At 40.1% G+C, this 22,435-nt stretch carries 17 protein-coding genes, 6 pseudogenes and 1 riboswitch; of the genes and pseudogenes, 17 read left to right on the top strand and 6 right to left on the bottom strand.

Going from position 1 to position 22,435, the window contains the following annotated elements:
* Nucleotide 1: 1 nt before the first annotated feature.
* The gene (gene trkA, locus M9H69_RS01685; protein WP_250315739.1) at nt 2-1,351 is read right to left on the bottom strand and encodes a Trk system potassium transporter TrkA; all 1,350 of its coding nucleotides are present in this window, start codon (nt 1,349-1,351) and stop codon (nt 2-4) included.
* 401 nt (nt 1,352-1,752) lie between these two features.
* Between trkA and M9H69_RS01690 the strand changes: the two genes are divergently transcribed.
* The 11 genes and pseudogenes from M9H69_RS01690 (at nt 1,753) to rpsI (ending at nt 12,066) form a co-directional block, all read left to right on the top strand.
* Entirely contained in the window at nt 1,753-2,256 is a 504-nt protein-coding gene (locus M9H69_RS01690) for a tRNA (cytidine(34)-2'-O)-methyltransferase (protein ID WP_007522363.1), read from the top strand.
* A 40-nt stretch (nt 2,257-2,296) separates the two neighbouring features.
* Nucleotides 2,297-2,515: riboswitch (FMN riboswitch) on the top strand.
* Nucleotides 2,516-2,668: 153 nt separating this feature from the next.
* Nucleotides 2,669-3,232, top strand: a complete 564-nt coding sequence (locus M9H69_RS01695; RefSeq protein WP_250315740.1) for an ECF transporter S component — start codon at nt 2,669-2,671, stop codon at nt 3,230-3,232.
* Entirely contained in the window at nt 3,222-3,872 is a 651-nt protein-coding gene (locus M9H69_RS01700; RefSeq protein ID WP_250315741.1) for a phosphatase PAP2 family protein, read from the top strand. Before M9H69_RS01695 ends, M9H69_RS01700 begins: the two co-directional genes overlap by 11 nt.
* A 27-nt stretch (nt 3,873-3,899) precedes the next feature.
* Nucleotides 3,900-4,319 (top strand): chromosome partitioning protein ParB, encoded by a 420-nt coding sequence (locus M9H69_RS01705; protein WP_250315742.1) that lies wholly within the window; start codon nt 3,900-3,902, stop codon nt 4,317-4,319.
* Nucleotides 4,320-4,629: 310 nt separating this feature from the next.
* Nucleotides 4,630-5,676, top strand: a complete 1,047-nt coding sequence (gene pheS / locus M9H69_RS01710; protein ID WP_250316155.1) for a phenylalanine--tRNA ligase subunit alpha — start codon at nt 4,630-4,632, stop codon at nt 5,674-5,676.
* 24 nt (nt 5,677-5,700) lie between these two features.
* Nucleotides 5,701-6,175: pseudogene (locus M9H69_RS01715) on the top strand (GNAT family N-acetyltransferase).
* Between the two features lie 75 nt (nt 6,176-6,250).
* Complete coding sequence (pheT, locus tag M9H69_RS01720; RefSeq protein ID WP_250315743.1) at nt 6,251-8,656, top strand: phenylalanine--tRNA ligase subunit beta; 2,406 nt, start codon at nt 6,251-6,253, stop codon at nt 8,654-8,656.
* Between the two features lie 252 nt (nt 8,657-8,908).
* Nucleotides 8,909-9,802 carry an ABC transporter ATP-binding protein gene (locus M9H69_RS01725; RefSeq protein ID WP_250315744.1) on the top strand — a complete coding sequence of 298 codons (894 nt, stop codon included), beginning with the start codon at nt 8,909-8,911 and terminating at the stop codon, nt 9,800-9,802.
* The gene (locus M9H69_RS01730; RefSeq protein WP_001245399.1) at nt 9,799-10,998 is read left to right on the top strand and encodes an ABC transporter permease; all 1,200 of its coding nucleotides are present in this window, start codon (nt 9,799-9,801) and stop codon (nt 10,996-10,998) included. The genes M9H69_RS01725 and M9H69_RS01730 overlap by 4 nt, the downstream gene beginning before the upstream one ends.
* Before the next feature lie 210 nt (nt 10,999-11,208).
* Nucleotides 11,209-11,655, top strand: a complete 447-nt coding sequence (rplM, locus tag M9H69_RS01735; RefSeq protein WP_002876943.1) for a 50S ribosomal protein L13 — start codon at nt 11,209-11,211, stop codon at nt 11,653-11,655.
* Nucleotides 11,656-11,673: 18 nt separating this feature from the next.
* On the top strand, nt 11,674-12,066 hold the full coding sequence (rpsI, locus tag M9H69_RS01740) for a 30S ribosomal protein S9 (RefSeq protein WP_000075969.1): 393 nt from the start codon (nt 11,674-11,676) through the stop codon (nt 12,064-12,066).
* 92 nt (nt 12,067-12,158) lie between these two features.
* On the opposite strand, the pseudogene M9H69_RS01745 reads toward rpsI, so the two are convergent.
* Nucleotides 12,159-12,344 (bottom strand): annotated as a pseudogene (locus M9H69_RS01745) (transposase); the annotation flags it as partial.
* Nucleotides 12,345-12,609: 265 nt separating this feature from the next.
* Between M9H69_RS01745 and M9H69_RS01750 the strand changes: the two are divergent.
* Together M9H69_RS01750 and M9H69_RS01755 are read left to right on the top strand one after the other, a co-directional pair.
* Nucleotides 12,610-15,384 (top strand): cation-translocating P-type ATPase, encoded by a 2,775-nt coding sequence (locus tag M9H69_RS01750; protein WP_250315745.1) that lies wholly within the window; start codon nt 12,610-12,612, stop codon nt 15,382-15,384.
* 149 nt (nt 15,385-15,533) lie between these two features.
* Nucleotides 15,534-16,465: pseudogene (locus M9H69_RS01755) on the top strand (ISL3 family transposase); the annotation flags it as partial.
* A 53-nt stretch (nt 16,466-16,518) separates the two neighbouring features.
* Here the strand turns inward: M9H69_RS01755 and M9H69_RS01760 are convergent.
* Both M9H69_RS01760 and M9H69_RS01765 read right to left on the bottom strand, forming a co-directional pair.
* Nucleotides 16,519-17,421 (bottom strand): LysR family transcriptional regulator, encoded by a 903-nt coding sequence (locus tag M9H69_RS01760; RefSeq protein WP_250315746.1) that lies wholly within the window; start codon nt 17,419-17,421, stop codon nt 16,519-16,521.
* 134 nt (nt 17,422-17,555) lie between these two features.
* Nucleotides 17,556-17,909, bottom strand: coding sequence for a helix-turn-helix domain-containing protein (locus M9H69_RS01765; RefSeq protein ID WP_250315747.1), 354 nt, complete (start codon nt 17,907-17,909; stop codon nt 17,556-17,558).
* 358 nt (nt 17,910-18,267) lie between these two features.
* Here M9H69_RS01765 and M9H69_RS01770 point away from each other — a divergent pair, with 358 nt between their 5' ends.
* The 3 genes and pseudogenes from M9H69_RS01770 to M9H69_RS10395 all read left to right on the top strand — a co-directional run.
* The gene (locus tag M9H69_RS01770; protein WP_250315748.1) at nt 18,268-19,893 is read left to right on the top strand and encodes a malolactic enzyme; all 1,626 of its coding nucleotides are present in this window, start codon (nt 18,268-18,270) and stop codon (nt 19,891-19,893) included.
* A gap of 77 nt (nt 19,894-19,970) precedes the next feature.
* Entirely contained in the window at nt 19,971-20,918 is a 948-nt protein-coding gene (locus tag M9H69_RS01775) for an AEC family transporter (RefSeq protein ID WP_250315749.1), read from the top strand.
* A gap of 94 nt (nt 20,919-21,012) precedes the next feature.
* Nucleotides 21,013-21,120, top strand: a pseudogene (locus M9H69_RS10395) (30S ribosomal protein S9); the annotation flags it as partial.
* A gap of 107 nt (nt 21,121-21,227) precedes the next feature.
* Here the strand turns inward: M9H69_RS10395 and M9H69_RS01780 are convergent.
* Nucleotides 21,228-21,386, bottom strand: a pseudogene (locus M9H69_RS01780) (site-specific integrase); the annotation flags it as partial.
* A gap of 141 nt (nt 21,387-21,527) precedes the next feature.
* Between M9H69_RS01780 and M9H69_RS01785 the strand changes: the two are divergent.
* Nucleotides 21,528-22,040, top strand: a complete 513-nt coding sequence (locus M9H69_RS01785) for a GNAT family N-acetyltransferase (protein WP_250315750.1) — start codon at nt 21,528-21,530, stop codon at nt 22,038-22,040.
* Nucleotides 22,041-22,073: 33 nt separating this feature from the next.
* Here the strand turns inward: M9H69_RS01785 and M9H69_RS01790 are convergent.
* Nucleotides 22,074-22,307: pseudogene (locus M9H69_RS01790) on the bottom strand (IS3 family transposase); the annotation flags it as partial.
* Between the last annotated feature and the right edge of the window lie 128 nt (nt 22,308-22,435).

Here is a 22,435-nt window from a genome sequence, read left to right on the forward strand (position 1 = left end):
TTTACCTCTCAATCAGATCATAAATCTTGGTGATATTTGGTAATAAGGTCGTCACGAGTAACTGATCTCCTACCTCAAGTCTATCCTCTCCAGTAGGGAAGATTGTTTTTCCTTTTCGGATAATGGCTGCGATGAGAACCCCTTTCTTCAATTTCAGATGTGAAAGAGGTTTGGCAGTCATTTTATTAGCTTCCTTGATTTGGAATTGAAGAGTTTCAATTTGACCGTTTGCTAGATGGTGCATGGCTTGAAGGTCTGAGTATTGAGCGTTTACTCGACCACGGATAAAGTGCATAATGGTATCCACTGCAATGCTTTTGGGTGTGATGATACTTGAAAAATCAGGTGCATGGATAATCTCTAAAAGGCTAGTTCGATTCACCTTGGTGATATTCTTATGGACACCAACACGGTCTAAGAACATAGAGGTAATGATGTTTTCCTCATCAACTCCAGTCAAAGTTGCAACTGCATCATAGTTGGGAGCACTTTCCTCAAGCAAGATATCTTTGGCAGTTCCATCTCCCTGTACGATATAGAGATTTGGAAATTTTTCACTGAAGAGACGAGCTCTCTCAGGATTAATCTCGATAACTTTAGTGTCAATACGGCTATCTTTTAAAATGTCAAGTAGGTAATAAGCAATTTTTCCAGCACCAACGATGAGCAAGCTTTTCACTGTACGTGATTTGAAATAGTTATGGAAAAGCATCATATCCACACGATTCCCAGTAACAAAAATTCTATCTCTATCCTGAATGGTGATATCACCGCTCGGAATCATAAGTTGATGGTCTCGTTCCATAGCGCAGACAATGATATTGCCAAATTTTTTACGAAAATCTGAGATTGGCATTTGACAGAGACCACTGGAATCTTTGACAACAAACTCCATCAGGTTGACCCTTCCCCCTGAGAACCGCTCAACTGAGAGTGCATTCGGAAAATCAATGATATTTGAGATAGCACGGGCGGCTAGGAGTTCTGGGTTAACGATAAGTGAGAATCCAAGAATATTTTTCTCTTTGAAATAGGCATTGGAGTATTCAGGATTTCGCACTCGAACGATGGTTTCTTTAGCGCCCATTTTTTTAGCAAGTACTGCTGAAATCATATTCACTTCATCGTGTTCCGTTAGAGCGATAAAGATATCACACTCTTGAACGCCGGCTTGCTCTAAGATAGCAAAGTCTGCTCCATTTCCAAGGAGTCCCATGATATCAAAGCGACTGACAATATGATTGAGAACATCCTCATCTTGTTCGATGAGGACAACGTCGTGTTTTTCTGCAACCAGTGAACGACAGAGGGCGAAGCCGACTTTCCCTCCACCAACAAGGACAATTTTCATATAAAAACCCTACTTTTTCATGATGTAACTATCATACCCTTTTTTCGCAAAAAATGCACTTGCCAAGCCATTTCAGAGGATAAGAAAAGCTTTTTTTAAGTTTTCAAAGATAAAATCGGTCACCTTTCATAGAAATGTCTATTATATGAAATGATTTCGCTCATTTAATATCCTTTCTCAGAAAAAGAATGACTAAGTATGGAAATATTATCAAAAAAAGTAAAAAAATCAAGTCATTTCTATTGACAATGATTCTGAAAGTGTTATACTAAGGAAGTAGTTTCGCTGATTTACTTCAAACCTGTTGTGAGGTAAGTTAACGACGCCTTAACCACGCTGTTTGCTGAGCTTGACTCCGGGCAGTGTGGCTATTTTTTTGCAATGATAAAAGGAAGCCAATTATGACAAATCACATTGTTTTATTTGAACCTCAGATTCCACAAAATACTGGCAACATCGCGCGTACTTGTGCTGCGACCAATTCTCCCCTCCACATCATCAAACCAATGGGCTTTCCTATCGATGACCGCAAGATGAAGCGAGCAGGTTTGGATTACTGGGATAAGTTAGAGATTTATTTTTATGACAGTTTGGAAGATTTCATGTCTCAGATGAAGGGTAAACTCTATCTGATTTCAAAATTTGCGGAAAAGGTGTACTCTGAGGCAGATTTATCGACTGACGAAGACCATTATTTTCTCTTTGGACGTGAAGACAAGGGCTTGCCGGAGGACTTTATGCGAGACCATCCTGAGAAAGCTCTCCGTATCCCGATGAACGATGAACACGTCCGCAGTCTCAATGTTTCGAATACCGTATGCATGATTGTTTATGAAGCCCTCCGCCAGCAGAACTTTGCAGGTCTCGAACTCGTTCACACCTATGAAGCAGATAAATTGAAATAAACAAAATGCTTGCACTTGCAAGCGTTTTTTGTTATGATTAAAGGGTCTTCAGGGCTGGGTGAAATTCCCGACCGGCGGTGACTTTAACTAGCTATTTTGGCTTTCTCGTCGTTGTCTTGTCTCGATATACTTTAAGTATTATCTTCGACTGCGACGCCTAGATTACTCCAAGATATCTTAGTTAAAGAAGTCCGCGAGCGCAAGCTGATGTGGTGTGATTCCACAACCGACAGTATAGTCTGGATGGGAGAAGACGAAAGAATAGCTTTGTCTGTTCTGATGAGTTTATAGATAAATTGCAACCGCTTGCTCAAAAGAGTGAGGGGAAACTTTTGGGATATAAAAAGTGAGAATAGATAGAGGGATCCTTTCCAACTTCTTCTGATTTTATAGAAAATTGGAGGAACCTGTTATGACAAACACACGTCGACTTTCGACCATTGCGATTTTATCAGCCATTTCATTTGTGCTGATGTACTTTGACTTTCCGCTCTTGCCAGCGGCAAGCTTCCTCAAGATCGAGTTTAGTATCTTGCCAGTCCTTGTGGGCTTGGTGGTGATGGATTTGCCAGCTGCATTAGGAATTCTCTTGCTTCGCTCACTCTTGAAGTTGCTTCTGAATAGCCAGGGAGTGAATACCTACATTGGTTTGCCAATGAATATCGTAGCTTTGGGAGTTTTTGTTATCGCCTTTGGTTTGATTTGGAAAAAGGAACGTAGCACTCTTCGTTTCCTACTAGCATCTCTAGCGGGAACCATCGGATTGACTGCTACTATGTTGGTTCTCAACTATGTTTATGCGGTTCCTTTGTACGCGCAGTTTGCCAACTTTGATATTGGAAAAATTTTGGGACTTTCTAACTACCTAATGACAATGGTTTTACCTTTTAACTTGATTGAGGGTATCATCTTTGCCGTTTCATTCTGGTTGTTGTATGTCCTCTTGAAACCAACCTTAAAACATTATGAGAGATAAACAAACATTTTTAATGAAGGGCAGTTTTGCCCTTTTACTTTTCGTCCTTCTTGGCTATACGGTTAAGTTCTATCCTGAAATGCTGGTCGGTTTTGATCAACCAATTCAGACTGTCATTCGTGGGGACTTGCCAGATTATTTGACAGTTCTGTTCCGTACCCTTACGCATTTGATTGATATTCCAGTGATTATCACCTGGGTTACCATCGCAGCCTTTATCTTTTATCGTAAGCAGTGGAAGATAGAAAGCTACTTCATGGCGGGTAATCTAGCCTTAGCCGGTCTTTTAATCGTGACCTTCAAAAACATCTACCAGCGCCCACGGCCAGCTATCTTACACTTGGTAGAGGAGAAGGGTTTTTCTTTTCCAAGTGGCCATTCTCTGGCTGTAACCTTGATGGTAGGCACTCTGATTGTCATTCTCAGTCAACGGATGAAAAATCCAGTCTGGAGAAAAATCGTGCAAATCGTCCTTGGCCTCTACCTAGTCAGTGTGCTGGCATCAAGAGTCTATCTGGGAGTTCACTATCCATCAGACGTCCTTGCCAGTCTCTGTGTGGGCTTGGGAGTCTTGTTTATCGAATTTCCCTTCTATGACAAGCTACGCTTCCAATGGAGATTTAAAGGTAAGCAGAAGTAAATATCGAATTCCCTTGAGGAGGAGGAAATGAAAGTCAACATAAAAGCTCTCCATCCGACTCAACTATACTTATCAGAAAAGAAACTAGAAGGCATCCAGACACTTTATCAGTCGACAGAAATAATCAATGTTGCTCCAATCAGTATTCTTGCGTTAGGAGATTTCTTGTTAATTACAGATGGCCATCACAGGGCTTATCAGGCTTTATTGGCGGGTAGGAATATGATTTCTGCTGAGTGGGATAGAGATGGTGGCGATGAACTGTATTATCTCTATGCGCAAGCTTGCGAGGAAAGAAAGATTTACTCTGTTTTGGATTTAAAAGACCGTATCCTAGCTCAAGATGAGTATGAAGCAAAATGGTATAACTGGTGTGATGGTTTTAATCAAGCAGCAACTCTTTTATTGAAAAGGAAAGCGGATGAAACAGATCTTACAAATAGGTAGTGCATTGCATCTTGTTCCTTTTTATATTGAAATTAGTCTGGTCTAACTTGTTTTTTAACTAAAAATCTGATAAACTATGTAGTAATTGAATAGGAATCCGCAAGACTAGTAACTCAAGGGAAGTATATCAGGGAGGAGAGCCATGACTGCAAGCTCTCTATATGAAAGCTGAGTGAATTCACTTGCGCATGGATTTAAAAATGAAGGTCTGACTTGTCAGATGAAACGGATGGTACCGCGTGTCAACGCTCCGAGTGGAGTTTTTGACATGTGGTTTTCTTTTTATCTACGAGCGACTGATGGAGGAATTATGTCAACTATTGAAGAACAATTAAAAGCGCTTCGCGAAGAAACGCTGGCTAGCTTGAAGCAGATTACTGCTGAAAATGAAAAAGAGATGCAAGAATTGCGTGTCTCTGTCCTTGGTAAAAAAGGTTCGCTTACGGAGATTCTTAAAGGAATGAAAGATGTTTCTGCTGAAATGCGCCCTGTCATCGGGAAACACGTCAATGAAGCTCGTGATGTCTTGACAGCAGCCTTTGAGGAAACAGCGAAACTCTTGGAAGAAAAGAAAGTCGCAGCTCAACTGACTAGTGAGAGCATAGATGTAACACTTCCAGGTCGTCCAGTTGCGACTGGTCACCGTCATGTTCTTACACAAACCAGTGAAGAAATCGAAGATATTTTCATCGGGATGGGGTACCAAGTCGTGGATGGTTTTGAAGTGGAGCAAGACTACTATAACTTCGAGCGTATGAACCTTCCAAAAGATCACCCAGCTCGTGATATGCAGGATACTTTCTACATCACAGAAGAAATCTTGCTTCGTACTCACACGTCTCCAGTTCAAGCGCGTGCCATGGACGCCCATGATTTTTCAAAAGGTCCTTTGAAAATGATCTCACCAGGGCGTGTGTTCCGTCGTGATACGGATGATGCAACCCACAGTCACCAGTTCCACCAAATCGAAGGTTTGGTTGTTGGGAAAAACATCTCTATGGCTGACCTTCAAGGAACGCTTCAATTGATCGTTCAAAAAATGTTTGGTGAAGAGCGTCAGATCCGTCTGCGTCCATCCTATTTCCCATTCACAGAGCCATCTGTTGAGGTGGATGTTTCCTGCTTTAAGTGTGGCGGAGAAGGCTGTAACGTATGTAAGAAAACAGGTTGGATCGAAATCATGGGGGCCGGTATGGTTCACCCACGTGTCCTTGAGATGAGTGGTATCGATGCAACTGTATACTCTGGTTTTGCCTTTGGTCTTGGTCAAGAGCGTGTAGCCATGCTTCGCTACGGAATCAACGATATCCGTGGATTCTACCAAGGAGATGTCCGCTTCTCAGAACAGTTTAAATAATGATTAGAAAAGGCAGATATTGGGGTGTTGTCCAAAATTGCCAAACAAACCTTTCGTGAAACATTTGCTCATGATAATACGGAAGAGCAGTTACAGGAATACTTTGAAGAGGCTTATAGTCTGAGAGTTTTGTCAACTGAGTTGGAAAATCCTGACTCCGAAACCTATTTCATTATGCATGAAGAGGAGATAGCTGGTTTTCTCAACGTCAACTGGGGAAATGCTCAAACTGAGAGAGAATTAGAGAACGCTTTTGAAATTCAACGCCTCTATGTGCTACAAAAATTCCAAGGATTTGGACTTGGTAAGCAACTGTTTGAATTCGCTCTGGAATTTGCCGAAAAAATGGTTTTTCTGGGCTTGGCTAGGTGTTTGGGAACATAGTACAAAAGCTCAAGTATTTTATAATCGATATGGTTTTGAAAAATTTAGCCAACATCGTTTTATGGTTGGTCAAAAAGTAGATACGGATTGGTTACTAAAAAAGAAATTAAGGTAAGAAGAGGATTCTTCTATTGAAATGATAGGAAAGGAAAAAACTAGAGTGACAACTGTCATTCTGGAAAACTAAATTATGCTTGTATCTTATAAATGGTTAAAAGAATTGGTGGACATTGATGTGCCATCACAAGAGTTGGCTGAAAAAATGTCAACTACAGGGATTGAGGTCGAAGGTGTCGAATCACCGGCTGCTGGTCTCTCAAAAATTGTCGTCGGTGAGGTCTTGTCTTGCGAAGATGTGCCAGAAACTCACCTTCATGTTTGTCAGGTTAACGTTGGCGAAGAAGAAGCCCGTCAAATCGTTTGTGGTGCTCCAAATGTGCGTGCTGGTATCAAGGTCATGGTGGCACTTCCGGGAGCTCGTATCGCGGACAACTACAAAATCAAAAAAGGGAAAATCCGTGGTTTAGAGTCTCTCGGAATGATTTGTTCACTTGGTGAATTAGGTATTTCGGACTCAGTTGTGCCAAAGGAATTCGCAGATGGTATCCAAATCTTGCCTCAAGATGCTATTCCTGGGGACGAAGTCTTTTCTTACCTAGACTTGGATGATGAAATTGTCGAACTTTCAATCACTCCAAACCGTGCAGATGCTCTATCTATGCGTGGAGTAGCGCACGAAGTGGCAGCTATCTATGACAAGGCAGTTAGCTTTAAGGAATTCAGTTTAACAGAAACAAATGAAAGTGTAGCAGATTCTCTTTCTGTAGGGATTGAAACAGATAAGGCGCCATATTATGCGGCCCGTATCTTGGACAATGTGACCATCGCACCAAGTCCACAATGGTTGCAAAATCTTCTTATGAACGAAGGCATCCGTCCGATTAACAATGTGGTCGACGTGACCAACTATATCCTACTCTACTTTGGTCAGCCTATGCATGCCTTTGACTTGGATACCTTTGAAGGGACTGACATCCGTGTGCGTGAAGCGCGTGCTGGTGAAAAGTTGGTGACCTTGGACGGTGAAGAACGTGAGTTGGAAACAAATGACTTAGTCGTCACTGTTGCTGACAAACCAGTCGCCCTTGCAGGTGTCATGGGTGGAGAGGCTACAGAAATCTCTGAAAAATCTAGTCGTGTTGTGTTAGAAGCTGCTGTTTTCAATGGCACATCCATTCGTAAGACTAGCGGACGCCTTAACCTTCGTTCGGAATCATCTTCTCGTTTTGAAAAAGGGATCAATGTGGCAACAGTCAATGAGGCCTTGGATGCTGCAGCTAGCATGATTGCAGAACTTGCAGGTGCGACGGTGCGTAAGGGCATCGTTTCAGCGGGTGAGCTTGACACTTCAGATGTAGAAGTATCTTCAACTCTTGCCGATGTCAACCGTGTCCTTGGAACAGAACTTTCATACGCTGATGTCGAAGATGTCTTCCGTCGTCTTGGCTTTGGTCTTTCTGGAAATGAAGACAGCTTTACCGTTAGCGTTCCACGTCGTCGTTGGGATATCGCCATCGAAGCGGACCTCTTTGAAGAAATCGCTCGTATCTATGGTTATGACCGTTTGCCAACCAGTCTTCCAAAAGATGATGGTACAGCAGGTGAATTGACTGCAACACAAAAATTGCGTCGCCAAGTCCGTACGATTGCTGAAGGGGCAGGCTTGACAGAAATCATTACCTACGCTCTAACAACTCCTGAAAAAGCAGTTGAGTTCACAGCTCAACCAAGTAACCTTACAGAACTTATGTGGCCAATGACAGTGGATCGCTCCGTTCTCCGTCAAAATATGGTCTCAGGTATCCTTGATACGGTTGCCTACAATGTGGCTCGTAAGAACAAAAACTTGGCTCTTTACGAGATTGGAAAAGTCTTTGAACAAACAGGCAATCCAAAAGAAGACCTGCCAAACGAAATCAACAGCTTTGCCTTTGCCTTGACAGGCTTGGTTGCTGAAAAAGATTTCCAAACAGCAGCAGTTCCAGTTGATTTCTTCTATGCTAAGGGAATCCTTGAAGCCCTCTTTGCTCGCTTAGGATTAGAAGTGACCTATACAGCAACATCTGAAATCGCTAGCCTTCACCCAGGTCGTACAGCTGTGATTTCACTTGGTGACCAAGTTCTTGGTTTCCTCGGACAAGTACATCCAGTCACTGCCAAGGCTTACGATATCCCAGAAACTTATGTAGCGGAACTTAACCTTTCAGCCATCGAAGCTGCGCTCCAACCGGCTACTCCATTTGTTGAAATTACCAAATTCCCAGCAGTTAGCCGTGATATTGCTCTACTTCTCAAGGCAGAAATTAGCCATCAAGAAGTTGTAGACGCTATCCAAGCTGCCGGCGTGAAACGTTTGACAGATATTAAACTCTTTGATGTCTTCTCAGGTGAAAAATTGGGACTTGGCATGAAGTCAATGGCTTATAGCCTAACCTTCCAAAATCCAGAAGATAGCTTGACAGACGAGGAAGTCGCACGCTACATGGAAAAAATCCAAGCATCACTCGAAGAAAAAGTGAATGCAGAAGTGCGTTAATAGTCTAAAATCCATCCTTCGGGGTGGATTTTTAGTTTCAAAAGGACAGTTCAGAAGAGAAAAGCAACAGTTGAGAGAGGAATCATCTCAGAAAGCCTTTAATGAGCTATACTTAAGTTATCACTGAACCGCTTAAAAAACTTAGATTTGGTAGATTTTTACTATAAATAATCTCAATAAAAATAGACACAAAACGTTGTAAAGGCTATCAAAAAGGAGTATAATAAGTACAACATATCTCGGAGGTGGAAAATGTTAGAAGTAAGAAATCTAGAGAAAAGTTTCGGTTCCAAGCAAGTCCTGTTTGGTGTCGATTTTCAGGCAAGCCCAGGACGAATTTTAGGGCTGGTCGGAAAAAATGGTGCTGGGAAAACAACGATTTTCCACAGTATGTTGAAATTTTTAGAGTATCAAGGAGAGATCAGTCTGGATGGGCAGGAGATGCGTCAGGAAACCTACGCTCGGATTGGCTATCTGCCTGAGGAACGCAGTCTTATGCCCAAGCTGACAGTCTTTGAACAAGTTCGCTACTTGGCGACTCTAAAGGGCATGGATGCCAAAGAAGTCAAGGAAAAACTCCCTCAATGGATGGAAAAATTGGAAGTGAAGGGCAAATTGACCGACAAAATCAAGAGTCTTTCCAAAGGGAATCAGCAGAAAATTCAGCTCATTATCACCCTGATCCATGAACCAGACTTGATTATCTTGGATGAACCTTTTAGTGGTTTAGATCCAGTCAATATCGAGTTGCTCAAACAGGTCATCTTGAAAGAGAAAGAGCGCGGTGCAATCATTATCTTTTCTGACCATGTCATGACCAATGTTGAGGAACTTTGCGATGATATCCTGATGATTCGTGATGGGCGTGTGGTCTTGCATGGACCAGTTCAGGATGTTCGCAATCAATACGGGAAAACACGTCTTTTTGTTTCAAGTGAACGAAGCAAGGAAGAACTGGAAAGTCTTCCTCATGTCAAACAGGTGAGCTTAACCAAGCAAGGTAGTTGGAAATTGATCCTAGATGATGAGAGCGCTGGAAGAGAACTCTTCCCAATCCTCACTCAAGGTCAATACATCGCGACCTTTGACCAACAAGCTCCAACAATCGATGAAATCTTTAAACTAGAATCAGGGGTGGAAGTATGAGAAATATGTGGGTTGTAATGAAGGAAACCTATCTTCGACATGTCAAGTCATGGAGTTTCTTCTTTATGGTGATTTCGCCGTTCCTCTTTTTAGCCTTATCTGTAGGAATCGGCTATCTCCAAAATTCTTCGATGGCTAAAAATAGCAAGGTAGCGGTAGTAACAACAGTGCCATCTGTAGCTGAGGGACTCAAGGGTACCAATGGTATCAACTTTGATTACAAGGATGAAGCCAGTGCCCAAGCTGCTATCAAAGATGAGAAAATCAAGGGTTACCTAACCATTGACCAAGAGGACAGCGTCCTCAAGGCCGTCTATCATGGTGAAACTTCTCTTGAAAGTGGCATCAAGCTAGCAGTAACCAATAAACTCAATGAGCTTCAATACCAACTTAATCGCTCGGCAGCTAATTTGTCTCAAGAGCAGGAAAAGCGCCTGAGTCAAACTGTTGACTTTACTGAGAAGATTGATGAATCTAAGGAAAACAAAAAAATTGTCCAAACCATTGCGGCCGCAGGGCTTGGTTTCTTCCTTTATATGATTTTGATTACCTATGCTAGTGTCACTGCTCAGGAAGTGGCTAGCGAGAAAGGAACCAAAATCATGGAAGTGGTCTTCTCTAGTATCCGAGCTAGTCATTATTTCTATGCTCGCATGCTGGCTCTGCTTCTTGTGATTTTGACTCATATTGGGATTTACGTCGTGGGTGGTCTGGCTGCCATTCTTCTCTTTAAAGACCTACCAATCTTAGCTCAATCTGGTATTTTAAATCATCTAGGAGATGCCTTCTCGCTCAATACCTTATTGTTTGTCTTGGTTAGTCTCTTTATGTATGTTGTTTTGGCAGCCTTTCTAGGTTCTATGGTTTCTCGTCCTGAGGATTCAGGGAAAGCCTTGTCACCATTGATGATCTTGATTATCGCAGGATTCGTTGGAGTGACCGCTCTAGGTGCTGCAGGAGACAATTTAGTTCTGAAAATTGGTTCCTATATTCCTTTCATCTCGACCTTCTTTATGCCATTTAGAGCTATTAATGGGTATGCAAGTGGTCTAGAAGCTTGGATTTCACTTGCCATAACGGTTGTTTTTGCAGTAACTGCAACAGCCTTTATCGGACGCATGTATGCTAGTCTAGTCCTTCAAACAGATGATTTGGGAATCTGGAAAACCTTTAAACGCGCCTTAGCTTATAAATAGGAGAGCCTCGCAAAAGCGAGGTTTTTCTAGATGTTAAACACTGAAATCGGCAAAAATATTTTTCATATCTATTGACTTTTAGTAGTAAAATTTGGTATGATAGTAGACGGTATTGTTTACCCCATTTGTAAGGCCCCGGAACCTTTCAAATACCCCGCGGACCGGAACATCCGCCCTGTAAACAAAAACGATATTCATATAGGAGAAATCATGAACAAAACTACATTCATGGCTAAACCAGGCCAAGTAGAACGCAAATGGTACGTTGTTGACGCAACTGATGTACCTCTTGGACGCCTTTCAGCAGTTGTTGCTAGCGTACTTCGCGGAAAAAACAAACCAACATTTACACCACACACTGATACAGGTGACTTCGTAATCGTTATCAATGCTGAAAAAGTTAAATTGACTGGTAAAAAAGCAACTGATAAGATCTACTACACTCACTCAAACCACCCAGGTGGATTGAAATCAATCTCTGCTGGTGAACTTCGTTCTAAAAATGCAGTACGTTTGATTGAAAAATCAGTTAAAGGTATGCTTCCACACAATACTCTTGGACGCGCTCAAGGTATGAAATTGAAAGTATTCGTTGGAGCTGAGCACACTCACGCTGCACAACAACCAGAAGTTCTTGATATTTCAGGACTTATCTAAGGAAAGGAACAATAAAGTATGTCACAAGCACAATATGCAGGTACTGGACGTCGTAAAAACGCTGTTGCACGCGTTCGCCTTGTTCCAGGAACTGGTAAAATCACTGTTAATAAAAAAGATGTTGAAGAGTACATCCCACACGCTGACCTTCGTCTTGTTATCAACCAACCATTCGCAGTTACTTCAACTGTAGGTTCATACGACGTTTTCGTTAACGTTGTAGGTGGTGGATACGCTGGTCAAGCAGGAGCTATCCGTCACGGTATCGCTCGTGCCCTTCTTCAAGTAGACCCAGACTTCCGCGATTCATTGAAACGCGCAGGACTTCTTACACGTGACTCACGTAAAGTTGAACGTAAGAAACCAGGTCTTAAGAAAGCTCGTAAAGCATCACAATTTAGTAAACGTTAAAACTTATTTACACTTATTGAAAGCATTTCGTATCAAAAATACGGGATGCTTTTTCTGTTCACCCCAAATATTTGAACCTTGAATTTACGTTAATACGTTCCGTTACGACTGTTGGCTTTAAAATAATTAGCTTTATCGTAAGGCTCATACCCTAAAAAGGCTGATAACTCTGCTTGAAGCAGATCGTTCATAACTGTTTCAAGGAATGAACGAAAAAATTCATCAATATCTTGCTTTTGGGCTAAGAAGTTAAGTAGTTTTGTAGTAAACTGTGTCATAGGAATAAACCTCGTTCCAGTAATGTTTCGTAACTCTACTATAACGGATTTCTTCCTGTTTGTGTTTACACGGCTTATTTTACACTACCAAAAGAACTTTAGCTATTGGGTATACAAGCTAAAGTTCTCGGCTCTATAATTTCTGTAGTGGGTAAAGCCACAATAGGAATTATAGAGCCTTTTCTTTCAACATTTTCTGAAAAAGGAGTATAATGAGGGTGTAAATATGAAATCGCTTTAATGATTTAGAATCGAGGAAAGGATTATGAGTGATTCTAGACAGAAGGGGACTACATTAGGAACCTGTGCCCCTGATCAGGTTTATCAAGTGTTGCAAACAAGTCCTCAAGGGTTAAACTCACAAGAAGTAAAAAAGAGGCAAGCAACTTATGGTCCTAACCAGTTGAAAGAAAGTAAGAAAGAACCTATTTGGTTGACCTTTGTCAAACATTTTACCAGTCTCATGGCCCTCTTATTGTGGGTTGGTGGCTTTATTGCTGTGATTTCCCATAGCTTGGAGTTGGGAATTGCGATTTGGCTGGTCAATATCATTAATGGTCTCTTTAGTTTTATTCAAGAATATAAGGCTAGTCAAGCCACGGCAGCACTGAATAAGCTTCTTCCATCCTATACCCGAGTTCTTCGTGATGGAAAGGAAGATAAAATCCTTGCACAGGACTTGGTGCCAGGTGATTTGGTTTTCATTGAAGAAGGTGACCGTATTTCTGCAGATGGACGTTTGGTTGCTGTGACAGACTTGCAGGTAAATCAGTCTGCCCTCACTGGTGAGTCTAATCCCATTTATAAATCAGACCAAGCAGATTTGACTCCTGATAAGACTGAATTGGAATATGACAATATGGTGTTTGCAGGGACCACAGTTTCCTCTGGGTCAGGACATTTTATAGTATCTGCTATCGGTATGGAAACTGAGTTTGGACAAATTGCAGACTTGACGCAAAACCTAGCTCAGGAAAAGAGCCCACTGCAAAAGGAACTGGACCATTTGACCAAACAGATTTCGGTTATCGCAGTATCTGTAGGTCTCTTCTTTATGATTGCAGCAACACTATTTGTCCATCAGCCTCTTTCTCAAGCTTTCATCTTTGCCTTGGGAATGATTGTTGCCTTTATCCCTGAGGGGTTACTTCCTACAGTTACCCTCTCTCTAGCTATGGCTGTACAACGCATGGCTAAAGAACATGCTTTAGTGAAGAAATTATCTTCTGTTGAGACTCTTGGAGCAACCTCTGTTATTTGCTCAGATAAAACAGGGACCCTAACTCAAAATGCCATGACAGTTAATCATTTATGGACCTTGTCGGGTAATTATGAGGTGACTGGGCTAGGTTATGCACCAGAAGGGCATATTGAGAAGGATGGTGACCCTGTTTCTCTGAAGGGAAATGATCTCCTGAATCGTTTGGTTCGCTTTTCTCACTTGGCTAGTAATGCTCAAGTGGTTGCGCCAAGTGCTGACAATCCCGATTATACGGTCTTGGGAGACCCGACTGAAGCTTGTCTTAATGTTCTTGCAGAAAAAGCAGGTATTGATTTAAATGACAACCACAACTGGGCTCCTCGTATCAAAGAAATTCCCTTTGATTCGGATCGTAAACGAATGACAACGGTACATAGTCTCGAAAAAAGTCTGGATGGCAGTCACCATATTTCCATCACTAAGGGTGCGCCTAAAGAAGTGATGGAACTTTGCTCAGACTATTATGATGGTCAAGGAGCAATCAAATCTATGACTGCTACAGAACGTCAAGCAATTCTTGCTGCTAACGATCAATTTGCTCGTGACGGCTTACGTGTTTTAGCTGTTGCTTATCGTCCTTTGGAAAGCGAAGATATTAGAGAAGACAAGTGGGATATGCGGACCCTCGAAGAAGATATGGTCTTTGTGGGACTTGTTGCCATGAGTGACCCTCCACGTCAAGGTGTACGTGAAGCAATTGAGCAATGTCACCGTGCCAGTATTCGCATTATCATGCTCACAGGTGACTATGGTTTGACAGCTCTTAGTATTGCCAAGAAAATTGGAATTGTAAAAGGTAACAATGCACGAGTGATATCAGGGCTTGAACTGGCAGATATGACCGACGAAGAGCTCAAAGTAGCTCTTAAAGGCGAGATTGTTTTTGCTCGTGTGGCTCCTGAACAAAAATATCGTGTAGTCAATGCACTTCAGGAACTTGGTGAAGTTGTCGCTGTTACTGGTGATGGTGTTAATGATGCCCCTGCTCTTAAAAAGGCTGATATCGGTGTAGCTATGGGGGTATCTGGAACCGACGTAGCCAAGGAATCTGCTGATATGATTTTAACGGATGACCACTTTGCTTCTATTGTCCATGCTGTTGAAGAAGGACGTGCCGTTTATCGAAATATTCAAAGATTCCTTACCTATATTTTTAATTCCAATACTCCTGAAGCTGTACCCTCTACTTTCTTCTTGTTCTCTTTGGGGCGCATTCCTCTTCCCTTAACAGTTATGCAAATCCTAGCGATTGACCTTGGAACAGATATGATGCCCGCTTTGGGATTGGGGGTTGAGCCACCAGAAGAAGGCATTATGGACAGGCCACCAAGACGCCTATCAGATCGTTTGTTAAATCGGCAATTATTATTAAAAGCCTTTGCTTGGTATGGTATGATTGAGTCTGTTTTGGCTATGGGTGCCTTCTTCCTTAATTATTGGGTTAATCAAGGACATCTGAATCATCTAGCTAGTTCAGGACCTCTTTATCGAGAGGCAACAACCATGACTTTGGGAGCTATCATCTTCACGCAGATTGGTATGGCTATGAATAGTCGCAAAGGTAGAGGATCTATTTTCAAAATCAAACCATTTGCAAATAAGATTATTAGTCTGGGGATTATCTTAGAAATCATTCTCTTTATTATCCTGTCCTATGTACCTCTTTTCCACACTCTCTTTAATACAGCTCCGATTGGTTTTGATGATTGGCTCTATTTGCTCGTCTGTCCATTTATCATTATGGCTCTAGAGGAAATAAGGCACCGACTATTTGATTAAGAGTAAGCCGATGGCTTACTTTTTAGGCTCTATAATATTTGTAGTGGGTAAATCCCCTATGGATATTATAGAGCCTATTTTATTGTAGAAAAAAAGTCTCATAAGACCTATAATGAAAAGAGACTAAACAACTCATTAGAAAGAATCATATGGAACAATTACATTTTATCACAAAACTGCTTGATATCAAAGATCCAAACATCAAGATTGTAGATATCATCAATATGGATACACACAAGGAAATCATCGCTAAACTGGACTATGAGGCTCCATCTTGTCCTGATTGCGGAAAGCAAATGAAGAAATATGACTTTCAAAAACTTTCTAAGATTCCTTACCTTGAAACGACTGGTAAGCCTACTAGAATTCTTCTTAGAAAGCGTCGTTTTAAGTGCTATCATTGTTCGAAAATGATGGTCGCTGAGACTTCTATCGTCAAGAAGAATCACCAAATCCCTCGTATCATCAACCAAAAGATCGCTCAGAAGCTAATTGAAAAGACTTCTATGACCGATATTGCTCAGCAGATGGCCATTTCAACTTCAACTGTCATTTGAAAGCTCAATGACTTCCACTTTAAGCATGATTTTTCGCATCTTCCTGAGATTATATCATGGGATGTTGAAACAGTTAGGGAAGTGACTGTTTTAATCGGGAGATGAAGATGAGTTTCATTGCGTAAGATTTTGAAAAGCTCGATATCATCACTGTTCTTGAAGGAAGAACACAAGCTGTCATCCGAAATCACTTTCTTCGCTACAATCGAGCTGTTCGTTGTCAGGTGAAAATCATTACTATGGATATGTTTAGTCCCTACTATGAATTAGCTAAACAGCCTTTTCCATGTGCTAAAATCGTTCTCGATCGTTTTCACCCTTCGTTATTATATTTCTGAACTCAGGCTAAAACAGTCCACTGGACTGTTTTACTCCAACACTTAAACCGTGCTATGAGTCGTGTGCGTGTTCAAATCATGAATCAGTTTGAACGAAAATCTTTTGAATACAAGGCTATTAAGCGCTACTGGAAACTCATTGAACAAGATAGCCGTAAATTGAGTGATAAGCGTTTTTATCGCCCTAAACATCAAAAAAGAAAGGACGAATTTCGTCCTTTCTCGAGCTTAGCTTTTCTTCAACCTACTACAGTTGACAAAGAGCCAAGTTCTTTTGGTTTGTAATTAAATAAATCCTCTACTTCTGATGACAGTGTAGCTGATTTGAGATAAGCGTAATAAACTGTAAATGTTATCTGGTCCTCCGGTATTAGAGGGATTTTTATTAAATCATCATCTTCATCAGAAAGTGCGATATCAGCCAGTAAACTAACGCCAATCCCTTTCTTTAAAAGTTCTTTAATGATGACAATGTCGTCACTCTTGAAGAATATTTCTGCCTTGTTTTGATGCTTTTGATTAAGTAGTTCAAAAGCTTTCAGGTGAACAAAGTGTTCGTCTAAAAGTATAAAGGATTGATCTACTAAATCTTCAAAAGTGAGGGAAAGAGCAGTAGCAAGAGGATGGTTCTTAGATAAAACAACATACAGTTCTTTATGAAAGAGTTCATGTGTCTCTATTGAAGGATGATTGAGTGGTTCAATCAAGCCGAGTAAGCTCGCATCTAGTTCTCCCTTAAGGAGAAGATTTAATAATTCTACGGAGCCACCGCGGATAGGGCGCACCTTTTTTAAAAAATCAAATTCAGTTTCTTTATTTAAGACAGAGAAAAGATACTGAATGATAATAGGAGGGAATCCTACAGTAGAGCAATGCGCCAAAGAGCGATTAATTTCTTTGCGAGTAGCAATAACCTCAGGTAAAATCAGTTCTGTATGCTTCAGAAGGATTTGTCCTTGATTAGTTAGTTTAAAGGAGCGATGTGAAGGATCATGGTGAATCAATTTGCAATTAAAAGATTCCTCTAAGCGCTTGATGGCATAAGAAATAGATGGTTGGCTGACTTTGTGTTGTTTTGCTACTTCCGTATAGGATTGAAGCTGGCAGAGGTCATAAAAATATTGTAGATCTTTTAAATTCATATGGGCTCACTTTCATTAGTTGGAGAAGGAAAATAAGTGGAAATCACCAGATAAATACTTTTTATCCGTATCCTACAATTTGACTATACGAGTATTCACCGGTTAAAATGTAAGTGAGTCAGGGATATCAAAGGTTATCTAAGATTATCTAAGATACTTTCAAAAATGACTAACATCTTTTCTCGTTTATCAATAGGGAGCTGTTTAATCTTCATGTTGATTCTTTTGAGTGAAAGATTGTCGGTCTTATCAGAGGTTGATTCAAGGCTATCAAAATTGAAAAATTCCTCTGGGGTCATCTCTAGGGCGACAATCACTTTTTCAAGACTGTGAATGGTCAGATTCACATTTTGGTTTTCAAGTTGATTGATATACTTAAGCCCAAGTCCTGCTTGTTCCGAAAGTTCTTCCTGGCTCATTTTTTTCTGTGTTCGAAAATATTTCACTTTTTGGGAAATATATTGTTGTAAATAGTTTTTATTCGTCATATAAATAGAATACAAGTTTTGCATGACAAAAAAACATCTTAAAAAATACAAAGTATTGCATAACAAACTTATATGATATTTATTTTAATTCGGATTGCCAATTTGTATGATTAGTTTCTTTTGCTCGAAACTTTTAGTAAAGAGTGATCATTGAGAGTTTTATGAGTTCAGAACTTTATAAAATATAACAACTTAAAGTGCCATTAATAATGGTGTTTTAAGTATAAAGAGCTTATTAGAAAATTGCCTTCGTAGACTCATTATAACATATGCGCACACGATTGTATTTTTTAAACAACAAAGTTTTCCAAACAATTCATTTTAAGTGGTATAATAGAAGTAAAAAGGAGGTTGCACTATGACTGCACATGATATTTTAAACAACCCTTTCCTGAATAAAGGTACTGCCTTTACCTTAGAGGAGCGAAAGGAACTAGGCCTTATTGGGTTATTGCCACCTTACGTTCAAACCATCGAGGAGCAAGCAGTGCAAACCTATGCACAAATGCAAACAAAGGTCAATGATCTGGAAAAACGTTTGTTCTTAATGGAAATCTTTAATACGAACCGGACTCTTTTCTATTACCTCTTTTCTCAACATTTGGAGGAATTCAATCCAATTGTATACGATCCAACCATTGCTGATACCATTGAAGGTTATAGTGACCTCTTTGTAGATCCACAATATGCGGGATATCTTGATATCAATCATCCTGAAAATATTGAAGCCACTTTGAAAAATGCTGCTGGGAATCGCGAGATTCGTCTCATTGTTGTAACAGATGCAGAAGGAATCCTTGGAATCGGTGACTGGGGAACAAATGGTGTCGATATTTCTGTTGGGAAATTGATGGTCTACACGGGTGCTGCTGGAATCGATCCTTCTATGGTCCTTCCTTTAGTCATTGATGCAGGAACTAACCGTGAAGAACTTCGTAACAATCCTAATTACTTGGGAAATCGTCACGAACGGGTTCGCGGAGATCGTTACTACGACTTCATTGACCAATTTGTTCAAACAGCAGAACGTCTCTTTCCTAAACTCTACCTTCACTGGGAAGACTTCGGTCGCTTGAATGCTGCCAATATTCTTGAAAAATACCGGAAACAAATTCCAACCTTTAACGATGATATTCAAGGTACAGGAATCGTTACCTTGGGTGGTATCTTTGGTTCACTAGATATTAGTGGTGAAAAATTAACAGATCAAGTTTATCTCTGCTATGGTGGTGGTACTGCGGGTGCAGGAATTGCTTCTCGTGTTCTTCGCGAAATGGTGAGTGAAGGTCTTTCTGAAGAAGAAGCTTATAAACGCTTCTTTATGGTTGATAAACAAGGTCTTCTCTTTGATGACATGGATGACCTAACTCCTGAACAAAAACCGTTTGCTAAGAAACGTGCTGACTTTAGTAACGCAGACAAGTTGACTGACCTGCTTGAAGTAGTGAAGACTGTGAAGCCAACCATTCTTGTAGGAACTTCGACTCAGCCTAATACCTTCACTAAAGAAATAGTAGAGGCCATGTGTGAAAATACAGAGCGTCCGATGATCTTCCCTTTGTCAAATCCAACCAAACTAGCAGAAGCTAGTGCCAAAGATTTGATTGAATGGTCAGATGGTAAGGCTTTTGTCGCAACAGGAATTCCTGCTGATACGGTTTCTTATAAAGGTGTAGACTATGTGATTGGTCAAGCAAATAATGCATTGATTTACCCAGGTCTTGGTCTAGGTATGCTGGCTTCTGAAGCAAGTCTTTTGACAGATGAAATGATTGGAGCAGCGGCTCATTCATTGAGTGGTATTATCAATCCAGGTCAACCAGGAGCTCCTGTCTTGCCACCATTCAAGTATGTAGCAGATGTTTCTGTTAAAGTAGCAGAAGCAGTCGCTAAAAAAGCGCAAGAACAAGGTCTTGCACGTGCTAAAGAAACTGATATGGCTAAAGCAGTTCGTGATTTGAAATGGTATCCAGAGTATAAATAATTCATTGCTGCTGTCTATCATTCGCTAGCGACAAATTTATATGGGCTGTGGACTTAAGTAATTTAGAAAGGATACCTATGTCACTCTTTTTAACCTCGATTACGAGTATCATTCCGATTATCGCTATTATTGTTTTGGGGTATATTCTTCAGGTGAAGGGATGGTTTGGAGATGCCTTTGGACCTAACCTATCTCGTTTGATCATGAATGTAGCCTTGCCAGCGTCAATCTTTGTGTCGGTGATGAAATATCTAACACTAGATAAACTAATCAGTCTTTCTGGAGGTCTCCTTTATACATTTGTGGCCTTTATCTTGGGTTATATCGTAGCTTATATTGCAGTTGTGGTTTTCAAGGTTCGTCCAGGACGGCGAGGAACTATGATTAATACCTTTGTGAATGCCAATACTATTTTTATTGGTTTACCTTTAAACGTTGCTCTTTTTGGGGATCAGGCCCTTCCTTATTTCTTAATTTACTATATCACCAACACGATTTCCACCTGGACATTGGGCGTGTATTTGATGACGAGTGACAGTAAATCGGGTCAAAGCAAGGAGACAAGTAAATTTGACTGGAAGAAATTGCTACCAGCTCCGCTTGTAGGTTTTCTTGTCGCCCTGCTATTTTTGATTCTCCGAATCTCTATTCCAGATTTCGCAACGAATACCTTAACCTATGTTGGAAACATCGTCACTCCCCTATCTCTGATTTATATTGGTATTGTTCTTGCTAAGGCAGGCTTGAATACCATTGCTTTTGATAAAGATACAATTGTCACCTTGGTTGGACGCTTTATCCTAGCTCCTCTGATCATGCTTCTTGTATTGAAGTTTTTTGCCCCAAATATGGCAACAGTAGAATTTAAGACCTTTATGATTCAGTCTGCTACACCATCTCTGGCTGTTCTCCCAATCCTTGCTAATCAAGGAAAAGGAGATGTGGAATTCTCTACGAATGTAGTGACTTTAAGTACGATTCTATTTATCGTTGTTATTCCAATATTACAAACTTTATTAGGATAAGAAGGAAGAGGGGAGGATTGAAAGTTATGCGTTAAGAAATTCCCCTATTTAAAAAATATTGATTCAAATTTTATGAAATAAATAAGTGGTTTTAGTTCTGAAAAGCCTTGATATTACGCTATTTTTAGTCCAAATGAAACTCATACTTTCCAAACCAGGTCTTAAGAAAGCTCGTAAAGCATCACAATTTTCAAAACGTTAATCAATACGATACTATCAACGTTTCAAAGCACTCAAAAGTTTACCTTATGGGTGCTTTTTTCGTGTTTTTTTTGAAAAGTTTACCTCAAAGTTCACCTTATTTTTACCTTATTGTTTTAGAGACTTTAAAGCAAATTTTCCAACAGCCATTGGAATCACATTAGAAGTGTTAACATAGGTCTTAGTTGTAATCGTATCACTATGGGTGAGCGCTTCAGAAATTTCTTCAAGCGAAACTCCAGCTTGTTTTGCTGGTGTGGCGCTTGAACATTATGCTTATCCATAGTATTTTGTGTTATAATGTAGAAACTATACAGAAAATAAAAGAATCTCTTTAAATTCTGTAAATTTCACTTTGCGTAAACATGAGAAAATTTGAATGTAGATAATGATGGGAGAGGATTTGTAATGATCAGTTTAGAGCTGTTGTCTGAAGAAAATAGTCTAGACGTCTATTCTTTTGAAAAAGAAAATCGAGAGTATTTTGAACGAAATTTACCTCCTAGACCAGCTAACTTTTTTGATTTAGAAGGTTTTAAAGAAATTACAAGGGAATTGTTAACGGGACAAAGGAATCGTGCTGTTTACATGCATCTTATTAGAAATTCGCAAGGTGTTATGGTTGGGAGAATCAATTTAAGTGTCTTAGAGAGTGATCGAAATACAGCAGAACTTGGGTATAGGATTGGGGAAAATGTTAACAATTTAGGTTATGCCAGCGAAGCGGTTAAACTCGTTTTAGAAAAAGCCTTCACGACTTATGATTTCAATAGAATCATTGCAGGAACGGCAACAGGTAATCTAGCCTCTCAGAGGGTGCTTTTAAAAAATGGCTTCACCTTTAGTAGGGTTATAGAAAATGACTTACAAATTCATAATGAGTGGGTTCATACAGCAGTATTTGAGATAAGGAGGCCATAATATCATCATTTTCAGTCTACTAACAAGGTTAATGGATTTAGTTCTGTATTGCACAGGGCTAAGTCCTTTTAGTTTGACTTTAATTCGTTTGTTGTAGTAATTTATGTAATTGACAATCTCCTTTTCAAAACCATAAAACATCTCTAATTATAAAATATCAAAGAAAGATTCCATCATACCATTGTCTGGATTGTTACCCTTACGTGATATGGATGGCTGAATTTCTTTTTTCTCTAAAAATTGATAATAAGAAATGTGCTGATATTGCTAGCCTTATCGCTGTGGGAAGATAAATTTAATAATATACAACGAAAATGTCTTAACATGGAAACTCCTTATGAAGTATTTTGTGGTAAATGGTGCACTTAATTTAATCATTCAAAATAGAAAAAGAG

The organism is Streptococcus oralis, from assembly GCF_023611505.1.
Classification (GTDB): domain Bacteria; phylum Bacillota; class Bacilli; order Lactobacillales; family Streptococcaceae; genus Streptococcus; species Streptococcus oralis_CT.

What these genes read in the sequence shown, in the direction of transcription:
- trkA (WP_250315739.1), bottom strand. Translation starts at nt 1,351, where the DNA reads ATGAAAATTGTCCTTGTTGGTGGAGGGAAAGTCGGCTTCGCCCTCTGT.
- M9H69_RS01690 (WP_007522363.1), top strand. Translation starts at nt 1,753, where the DNA reads ATGACAAATCACATTGTTTTATTTGAACCTCAGATTCCACAAAATACT.
- M9H69_RS01695 (WP_250315740.1), top strand. Translation starts at nt 2,669, where the DNA reads ATGACAAACACACGTCGACTTTCGACCATTGCGATTTTATCAGCCATT.
- M9H69_RS01700 (WP_250315741.1), top strand. Translation starts at nt 3,222, where the DNA reads ATGAGAGATAAACAAACATTTTTAATGAAGGGCAGTTTTGCCCTTTTA.
- M9H69_RS01705 (WP_250315742.1), top strand. Translation starts at nt 3,900, where the DNA reads ATGAAAGTCAACATAAAAGCTCTCCATCCGACTCAACTATACTTATCA.
- pheS (WP_250316155.1), top strand. Translation starts at nt 4,630, where the DNA reads ATGTCAACTATTGAAGAACAATTAAAAGCGCTTCGCGAAGAAACGCTG.
- pheT (WP_250315743.1), top strand. Translation starts at nt 6,251, where the DNA reads ATGCTTGTATCTTATAAATGGTTAAAAGAATTGGTGGACATTGATGTG.
- M9H69_RS01725 (WP_250315744.1), top strand. Translation starts at nt 8,909, where the DNA reads ATGTTAGAAGTAAGAAATCTAGAGAAAAGTTTCGGTTCCAAGCAAGTC.
- M9H69_RS01730 (WP_001245399.1), top strand. Translation starts at nt 9,799, where the DNA reads ATGAGAAATATGTGGGTTGTAATGAAGGAAACCTATCTTCGACATGTC.
- rplM (WP_002876943.1), top strand. Translation starts at nt 11,209, where the DNA reads ATGAACAAAACTACATTCATGGCTAAACCAGGCCAAGTAGAACGCAAA.
- rpsI (WP_000075969.1), top strand. Translation starts at nt 11,674, where the DNA reads ATGTCACAAGCACAATATGCAGGTACTGGACGTCGTAAAAACGCTGTT.
- M9H69_RS01750 (WP_250315745.1), top strand. Translation starts at nt 12,610, where the DNA reads ATGAGTGATTCTAGACAGAAGGGGACTACATTAGGAACCTGTGCCCCT.
- M9H69_RS01760 (WP_250315746.1), bottom strand. Translation starts at nt 17,421, where the DNA reads ATGAATTTAAAAGATCTACAATATTTTTATGACCTCTGCCAGCTTCAA.
- M9H69_RS01765 (WP_250315747.1), bottom strand. Translation starts at nt 17,909, where the DNA reads ATGACGAATAAAAACTATTTACAACAATATATTTCCCAAAAAGTGAAA.
- M9H69_RS01770 (WP_250315748.1), top strand. Translation starts at nt 18,268, where the DNA reads ATGACTGCACATGATATTTTAAACAACCCTTTCCTGAATAAAGGTACT.
- M9H69_RS01775 (WP_250315749.1), top strand. Translation starts at nt 19,971, where the DNA reads ATGTCACTCTTTTTAACCTCGATTACGAGTATCATTCCGATTATCGCT.
- M9H69_RS01785 (WP_250315750.1), top strand. Translation starts at nt 21,528, where the DNA reads ATGATCAGTTTAGAGCTGTTGTCTGAAGAAAATAGTCTAGACGTCTAT.